At 75.2% G+C, this 8261-nt stretch carries 7 protein-coding genes; 2 read left to right on the forward strand and 5 right to left on the reverse strand.

Translation table 11 applies throughout. The annotated features are described in order from the left end of the window. The first annotated feature begins 152 nt into the window (after window positions 1-152). Complete coding sequence (locus MHY85_RS18960) at window positions 153-638, forward strand: pyridoxamine 5'-phosphate oxidase family protein (RefSeq protein WP_239199525.1); 486 nt, start codon at window positions 153-155, stop codon at window positions 636-638. A 24-nt stretch (window positions 639-662) separates the two neighbouring features. On the opposite strand, the gene MHY85_RS18965 is transcribed toward MHY85_RS18960, so the two are convergent. The 5 genes from MHY85_RS18965 to MHY85_RS18985 all read right to left on the reverse strand — a co-directional run bounded on the left by MHY85_RS18965 (window position 663) and on the right by MHY85_RS18985 (window position 7222). Beyond that, the gene (locus tag MHY85_RS18965; RefSeq protein WP_239199528.1) at window positions 663-1931 is read right to left on the reverse strand and encodes a DUF4032 domain-containing protein; all 1269 of its coding nucleotides are present in this window, start codon (window positions 1929-1931) and stop codon (window positions 663-665) included. An 82-nt stretch (window positions 1932-2013) separates the two neighbouring features. Further along, complete coding sequence (locus tag MHY85_RS18970; protein WP_239199531.1) at window positions 2014-3138, reverse strand: ABC transporter ATP-binding protein; 1125 nt, start codon at window positions 3136-3138, stop codon at window positions 2014-2016. A gap of 159 nt (window positions 3139-3297) precedes the next feature. After that, window positions 3298-4887 (reverse strand): PQQ-binding-like beta-propeller repeat protein, encoded by a 1590-nt coding sequence (locus tag MHY85_RS21965; protein ID WP_239199534.1) that lies wholly within the window; start codon window positions 4885-4887, stop codon window positions 3298-3300. Window positions 4888-4896: 9 nt separating this feature from the next. Then, on the reverse strand, window positions 4897-5778 hold the full coding sequence (otsB, locus tag MHY85_RS18980; protein ID WP_239199537.1) for a trehalose-phosphatase: 882 nt from the start codon (window positions 5776-5778) through the stop codon (window positions 4897-4899). A gap of 10 nt (window positions 5779-5788) precedes the next feature. After that, a complete protein-coding gene (locus tag MHY85_RS18985; RefSeq protein ID WP_239199540.1) occupies window positions 5789-7222 on the reverse strand; it encodes a trehalose-6-phosphate synthase in 1434 nt (477 codons plus the stop codon). A gap of 157 nt (window positions 7223-7379) precedes the next feature. Between MHY85_RS18985 and MHY85_RS18990 the strand changes: the two genes are divergently transcribed. Beyond that, window positions 7380-8261: serine/threonine-protein kinase (locus MHY85_RS18990; RefSeq protein ID WP_239199543.1), on the forward strand; the 882-nt coding region annotated here is incomplete at its 3' end.

Below are 8261 nucleotides of genomic sequence, written 5' to 3' on the forward strand. Positions count from 1 at the left end.
GTGCACGGCCCTACCTCGGCGCGCCGTCCATGCCGCCGAGATAGGGCCCGCGCGCCGAGGTAGGGCCGTGCACGGTCCTACCTCGGCGGAAGGGCGCGGGTCGCGCGCCGCCCCGGGGTGCGGGCTCCGCGCGCGCGGCGGACAGTGAGGGCATGAGCCACGACAGCACCGATCCCGTCCGGACCGTCGCCGAGCTGCTGAAGGACCAGCGCCTCGGCGTCCTCACCACGGTCGCGCCCGACGGCACCCTCATCGCGCGCCCGATGGCGCTGCAGGAGGTCGAGTTCGACGGCGACCTCTGGTTCTTCGCCGAGCGCGGCTCCCGCAAGCTCGCGCACGTCGCCGCCGACCCCCGGGTCAACGTCGCGGTGGGGTCCGGGGCGACCTGGGTGTCCGTCGCGGGCGTGGCCGAGCCGGTCGACGACGTCGCGAAGAAGCGCGAGCTGTGGAGCGCGGGCGTGGAGGCGTGGCTGCCCGACGGCCCCGACTCGCCGCAGGCCGTGCTGCTGCGCGTGCGCGCGGAGTCGGCCGAGTACTGGGACACGCCCGGCAGCCGGGTGGCGACCCTGCTCAGCTTCGTGAAGTCGAAGGCCACCGGCGAGCGCCTCGAGGGCGAGAACGAGCGCGTCGACCTCTGAGGCGGGGTCCCGGCGCGGCGGGCGTCAGTCCCGGTTCGGGACGACGTCCGCGTCCTCGCGGAGGTCCGCGGCCGAGACGCCGAGGACCGACTCCTCGTCGGGGCGGGTCGGCAGGATGTCCTTCGTGTAGGACTTCACGGCCTCCCGCATCGGCACGTCGCGCTTCTGCGCCTCCGACAGGAACCACCGGTGGTCCAGCAGCTCGTGGTACAGCTGCGCGGGCTCGAGCTTCGGCCGCAGGTCGCGCGGCACGGCGCGCACGGCGGGCTCGAACACCTCGGTGAGCCAGTCGTGCGCGACGAACGTCTCGTCGTCGTTCTGCCGGTCCATCGCCGCCCGGTACTGGTCGAGGTCGTTGAGCAGCCGGCGGGCCTGGTTCTCCTGCACGTCCAGGCCGGTGAGCCGCATGAGCCGGCGCGAGTGGTGCCCGGCGTCCACGACCTTGGGCTGGATGCGGACCGTGGTGCCGTCGACGTCGGTGGTGATGTCGAGCTCGCCGACGTCGAAGCCCAGGTCGTTCAGCCGCTCGATGCGGGCCTGCACCCGCCACCGCTCGTTGAGCCCGAACGACTCGGAGCTGGTCAGCGCGGACCACAGCTCCTCGTACCGCTCGGCCAGCGCGTCGCCGATCGCGACCGCGTCGACGTCCTCCTCCAGGAACTCGCCGGCCTGCAGGTCCATCAGCTCGCCGATGATGTTGACCCGCGCGACCTCGAGGTCGTACCCCCGCTGCCCCGGGGTGAGCTCGTCGTGCAGGTCACCGGTCTCGGCGTCGACCAGGTAGGCGGCGAACGTCTCGGCGTCCCGCCGGAACAGCGTGTTCGACAGCGAGACGTCGCCCCAGTAGAAGCCGACGAGGTGCAGCCGGACCAGGAGCACCGCGAGGGCGTCGATGAGCCGGGTCGCGGTGTCGGGCCGCAGCGCCTGGCTGAACAGCGCGCGGTAGGGCAGCGAGAACCGGAGGTGCTGCGTGATGAGCACGGCCTCCAGCGGCTCCCCGTCGGGCGCGGTGCGGCCGGTGATGACGCCCACGGGTTCGACGCTCGGCACGTCCAGGCGGCTGAGCTGGCGCAGCAGCTCGTACTCGCGGTACGCGACCGTCTCGCCGATCTCCTTGATCGCGACGACCCGGCCGGAGAGCCGCGCGAACCGCACGGTGTGCCGGGAGATGCCGCGGGGCAGGGCGGCCAGGCGCTCCGCCGGCCAGTCGGCCAGGGGCACGTCCCAGGGCAGGTCGAGCAGGGCCGGGTCCGGCGCGGCCGCGGTGATCTGCAGGCGCGTGCGTGGGGTCATGGGTCGATTCTCCCATCCGGACGCCGAAGGGGCGGGACCGGTTCGTGCCGGCCCCGCCCCTTCGACGTGGAGATGTCGTGCGTCAGTGCGCGATGCGCTCGCCCGAGCCGGCGTGGAACAGGTGCTGCTCGCCGGTGCGGATGCGCACGGCGATCGTCTCGCCCTTGGCCGGGACCTGGCGCGGGTCGACGCGCACGATGACCTGCGAGTCGCCGGCACCGGAGCGGACGTCCGCCGCGCCGGCCTCGCCGACGAGCGAGCCGTACACGAACGCGTCGGAGCCGAGCTCCTCGACGATGTTCACCGAGACCGGGATCGAGTCCGGCGTGCCCTGCGGGACCACGTCCAGCGCCTCCGGGCGGAACCCGATGGTGATGGAGTTGTTGTCGTCCGCGGCGAGCCCGCTGATCACGTCGCGCGGCACCGCGATGCCGGCCGAGCCGACCTTCGCGACGCCGTCGGTGATCGGGAACGTGCCGATGTTCATGGCCGGGGAGCCGATGAAGCCGGCGACGAACACGTTGGCCGGGGTGTCGTACATGTCGCGCGGGGTGCCGACCTGCTGCAGGAGGCCGTCCTTGAGCACCGCGATGCGGTCGCCCATGGTGAGCGCCTCGGTCTGGTCGTGGGTGACGTAGACCGTGGTGACGCCCAGGCGGCGCTGGAGCGACGCGATCTGGGTGCGGGTCTGCACGCGGAGCTTCGCGTCCAGGTTCGACAGCGGCTCGTCCATGAGGAAGACGCGCGGCTGGCGGACGATGGCGCGACCCATCGCGACACGCTGCCGCTGGCCACCCGAGAGGGCCTTCGGCTTGCGGTCGAGGTACTGGGTGAGGTCGAGGATCTTGGCGGCCTCCTCGACGCGGGTGCGGATCTCCGCCTTCGGGGTGCCGGCGATCTTGAGCGCGAAGCCCATGTTGTCGGCGACCGTCATGTGCGGGTACAGCGCGTAGTTCTGGAACACCATCGCGATGTCCCGGTCCTTCGGCTGGACGTCGGTGACGTCGCGGTCGCCGATGAGGATGCGACCCGCGTTGACGTCCTCCAGGCCCGCGAGCATGCGGAGGGAGGTCGACTTGCCGCAGCCCGAGGGGCCGACGAGGACGAGGAACTCGCCGTCCTCGATGTGCAGGTCGAGGGCGTCCACCGCGGGACGCTCCGTGCCGGGGTAGACCCGGGTGGCCTTGTCGAACGTGACCGTAGCCATGATGTGTCGATCCCTTCACCGGCAGGTACGTGCCGGACGATCCGTCGTGAAGAGTGTCAGAGTGTCTTCGCTGACACGGGTCGAGGGAGGTCTGCCGACCCCCCTCGGTCCACCCACATCCAACCACACCCCACCGGTCCGCGGGTGGCGTGGCTCACGTCAGTTGAGGACGACGACGTCGGAGTCGCCGTAGCCGAGCAGGTCACCGCCGTACGGCCACACGCCCTGCACGTCGGCGGGCAGCCGCGTGGCCCACGCGGGCGCTCCGCCGGACAGCGTGAACGCGGCGAGCGCGCGCTGGGAGGCCTGCACGCCGTCCCGCCCGGCGTCCGTGCGCCCGGAGGCGGTCGGGGCGTCGGCGACGGTCAGGCCGACCTGCGCCAGCGCGTCCGGGCGGGCGACGACCATCAGGTACCGGCCGTCGGTCATCACCGACGCGCCGTCCCCGGAGACCTCGACGTCGGTGCGCCACACCTGCCGGCCGGTCGCGACGTCGAGCGCCCACACCCCGTCCGTGTCGGCGCCGTACAGCGTGCCCTCGAGCAGCACCGCGGCCGGGTCCGACCACCGGGGGTGCGGGGAGGACCACAGCTCGGTGCCGGACTCGGCGTCCACGCCGACCAGCACGCGGCCGTCCGAGGTCGACGCCGCGACGAGCTCCACCCCGGGCACCGAGCCGTCGTCCACGGACAGCCACAGCGGCTGGCCGGGCAGGTCGGTCACGGGCGTGCCGGCGTCGTCGAGCAGCTGGGCGCCCGCACCGCCGCTGGCGAGCAGGCGGCCGGTGCGGGAGACGGACAGGTAGTCCGGCCCGGAGGCCTGCAGCCGCCCGTCGTCCGCGGCGAAGGCCCAGGACCCGAGCTCCCCCTGCACCAGCACCCGGCCGGGGGCGACGGACACGGACGGCGGGTAGAACAGCCGCTCGGCGGCCCCCGGGTCGACCAGCGGCACGTCGGTCCGCCACAGCGGGGCGCCGGCCCCGTCGTCGGGCCCGCCCCGGTCGGCGGCGGTGTCCCAGGCGGAGACGCGCAGCGTGCCGTCCGTGATCGAGGCGAGCACCTGGAGCCCGTCCGCGGCGCCCCAGCCGGACATCGGCGCCACCTGGCGGGTGCTGCGCAGGTCGCCCGTGGTGGCGTCGAGCGCCACCAGCCGCGCCGCGCTCGGCGGGGCGGGCGCCCAGGTGCCGGAGTCGTCCGCCGCGTCCGCGGGCCCGCGGTCCAGCACCAGGCAGCGGATCACGTCGACCGGCTCGGCGTCGGCGAGGCAGGTGGGGTACTCCATGCCGACGTCCGGCTCCGCGCGCGCGCCGTCCTCGAGCGAGGTCGACCAGACCTGGGCGCCGTCCCGGTCGAGCGCGACCAGCTCGCGCGCGGCGTCCCACGGCGGCGACGCGACCCCGACCCGCAGGTCGCCGACGGCGATGCCGGACAGCACCACGGACGCCGTCTCCTGGCTGTACCGGTGCGCGGCGGGCAGCCCCGGCGCGACGGTCCGGAGCACGCCCGCGACCTCCTGCCGGGCGGCGACCCGGCCGTCCTCGCGGGCGTCGAGCACGGCCTGCGTCCCGACGACCGCCAGCGCGGCGAGGACCGGGGCGGGCCACCAGCGGCGGACCAGCCGGCGGCGCCGGGCGACCTGCCGGGCGCGCGCGGCCTCCGCCTCGCGGTCCTCGGCCCCGGGCGCGAGCGGCAGGTCGGTGCCGACGTCGACCAGCTCGACGTCCTGCATCGACTCCCGTCGGCGTCCCACGAGCGGAACCTACGCCCCGGGGGGCACCTCGCGCGCGGGATCGGCTTCCCCGGCGCCCCCGCCGTCGCCCGCGCCGGACCGGGGGTCCAGACCCGCCGCCAGCCCGGCCAGCACGGCGGCCAGCGCCGCCGGGTCCGGGACGCGGTAGCCGGCGGCCGTCGGGCCCTCGCCGACCTTGACGGTCAGGTCGTCCGCGCCGAGCGCGCGGAACGCGTTCTCGTCCGTGACGTCGTCGCCCGCGCAGAGCACGGTGCCGGCCCGCAGCTCGTCGCGGAGCGCCACGAGCGCGGCGCCCTTGTCCGCGTCCAGCACGGAGACCTCGACGACCTTCTTGCCGTGCAGGGTCACCGACCCGAGGCGCTCGCCGACGGCGAGGGCCTCGCGCTCGGCCGCCTCGCCGGTCGCCGGGTCCGCCATGCGGGTGTGCACGACGACCGCGGCGGGCTTCGTCTCCACCCACACGCCGTCCCGGCCCCGGGCCACCGCCTGCAGCTCGCCGCCGAGCCGGGTGAGCCGGTCGGACTGGTCGTCGGTCAGCGTCAGCACGTCGCGGTCGAGGCCGTGCGCGCCGATCCGCGCCCGCTCGGCGCCGTGGCTGCCGATCAGCACGGTGCCGGCGGGGACCTCGGCCAGCCGGTGCAGGTCCGCGGCGGGCCGCCCGGACACCAGCGCGAGCCGCACGGCGTCGGGGCGGCCGGCCAGGCGACGCAGCGCGGTCACCGCCTCCGGGAGCAGCCGGGAGGCCTCCGGGTCGTCCTGGAGCGGGGCGAGCGTCCCGTCGAAGTCGAGCGCGACGAGCAGCGGCAGGCGCGCGGGGTCGGCGAGCACGCCCCGGAGGGCGGCGCGCAGGTCGTCGGTCGTGCCGGGGGTCGGCGCGGCTGCTGCGGGCACGGAGCGCTCCTCAGACGTGGTGCTCGCGCACCGGGACGGCGGTCAGCACCGACAGGAACGACTCCGACCAGTGCGCGACGTCGTTCTCCAGCACCCGGCGGCGCAGGCGGCGCATCCGCTTGCGGGCCTCGCGGGGGTCGATGTTCGCGGCGTGCTGGATCGCGTTCTTCAGGCCGGCGATGTCGTGCGGGTTCACCAGGATCGCCGCCCCGCCGAGCTCGTCGGCCGCGCCGGTGAACTCGCTCAGCACGAGGGCGCCCCGGTCGTCGGACCGCGCCGCGATGTACTCCTTCGCCACCAGGTTCATGCCGTCGCGCAGCGCGGTGACCAGCATGACGTCGGCCGCCAGGTACAGGGCCGCCATCTCCTCCATCGGGTAGGAGTGGTGCATGTAGTGCACCGCCGCGTGCCCGAGCTCGCCGTGCTCGCCGTTGATCCGGCCGACCTGCGCCTCGACCTCCTCGCGCAGCTGCTGGTACGCGCCGACGTTCTCCCGGCTGGGCGAGGCGACCTGCACGAGCGTCGACTCGGGCACGGTCATCCGGCCGTCCTCGAGCAGCTCCTCGAACGCCTTGATCCGGTGCCGGATGCCCTTGGTGTAGTCGAGCCGGTCCACGCCGAGCAGCAGCACCTGCGGGTCGCCGAGCTCCGCGCGGATCTCCTTGGCGCGCTGCTGCACCTCGGGGGTGCGCGCGAGCCGGTCGAACGCCTTGGAGTCGATCGAGATGGGGAACGCCGCGGCGCGCACGTGCCGCTCCACGCGGCCGTCGGAGTCGGTCAGCGTGATCATCTGGCCGCGGGTGGTGCGGTCGGTGAGCCGGCGGACCACCCGGACGAAGTTCGCCGCGTCGCCGCCGCGCTGGAACCCGATCAGGTCGGCGCCGAGCAGGCCCTCGACGACCTGGAGCCGCCACGGCAGCTGGGCGAAGATCTCCAGCGGGGGGAACGGGATGTGGTGGAAGTAGCCGATCCGCACGTCCGGGCGGAGCTCGCGCAGGAACTTCGGGACCAGCTGCAGCTGGTAGTCGTGCACCCACACCGTCGCGCCGGGCGCGGCCTGCGCCGCCGCCGCGTCCGCGAACCGGCGGTTGACCCGCTGGTAGGCGTCCCACCACTGCCGGTGGAACGTCGGGGGCTGGATCACGTCGTGGTAGAGCGGCCACAGCGTGTCGTTCGAGAAGCCCTCGTAGTAGTACGTCAGGTCGTCCTCGGTCAGCCGCACCGGGACGAGCCGCATGTCGTCGGCGTCGAACGGCTCCAGCTCGAGGTCGGCGGAGCCGCCCCAGCCCACCCACGCGCCGTCGGAGCGCTGCACGACGGGCTCGAGGGCGGTCACGAGGCCGCCCGGGGAGCGGGTCCAGCTCGGCGTGCCGTCCTCGCCCACGGTCACGTCGACCGGGAGGCGGTTCGCGACGACGACCAGGTCATAGCCAGCAGATGTCACTGAAGTTCAGCTCCTTGGTGTCCCCTCGACCTTAACGTGACCCCGCGCGGACCGCCCGGGAAGCGGGCGGCCGCCGACCGGCCGGCCCGCGGGTGCCTTCACCGGTCCCGCCGCGCGGCACCACGAGCCCCGCCCGCGCGGCGGCTACCGTGCCCGCATGGAGCGCATCGGGCTGTCGCCGGGCGCCGAGATCGGCGGGTACACCATCCTGGCGCCGCTCGGCTCCGGCGGCATGGGCACGGTGTACCGGGCGGTCGACGGCGGCGGCACCCCGGTCGCGCTCAAGCTGCTGCACCCGCACATCGGCGCCGACCCGTCGTCCCGCGAGCGGCTGCGCCGCGAGGTCCTCGCCCTGCAGCGGCTGCGGCACCCGGGCGTCGCCGCGGTCCTCGACGCGGAGGCGGACTCGACGGAGGCGTTCCTCGTCACCGAGCTGGTGCCGGGCCTCGACCTGGCCGAGCACGTCCGGCAGCGCGGCCCGCTCGACGCCACCGCCCTGCACGGGCTCGCGGACGGCCTGCGCGACGCGCTCGGCGCCGTGCACGCGGCCGGCGTCGTGCACCGCGACCTCAAGCCGAGCAACGTGCTCGTCACCCCCGACGGCCCGGTGCTCATCGACTTCGGCATCGCGCAGTCCGTCGACGAGACCCGGGTCACCTCGACCGGCTTCGTCGTCGGCACCCCCGGCTACCTCGCGCCCGAGCTCGTCGACGGCGGGGACCCCACGCCGGCGACCGACTGGTGGGGCTGGGCCGCGCTGCTCGCGTACGCCGCGACCGGCCGCGCGCCGTTCGGCACCCGGCCGCTGGAGGCCGTGCTGGTGCGGACCCGCAGCGGCGACGCCGACCTCGCGGGCCTCGGGCCCGTGACCGCCGGGGCGCTCTGGGACGCGCTGGCCGCCGACCCCGAGGACCGGGCGCGGCCCGACGAGGTGGTGGCGGCGCTGGCCGAGGCGGAGCGCCGGGGGGAGTCGTACGACGCCGGCGCGGCCGACGTGGCGCTCGCGGGCGGCCCGCGGGGCGGGGCGCTGCGCGGGGGG

It is taken from the genome of Cellulomonas sp. ACRRI (assembly GCF_022346185.1).
Taxonomy (GTDB): Bacteria; Actinomycetota; Actinomycetes; order Actinomycetales; family Cellulomonadaceae; genus Cellulomonas.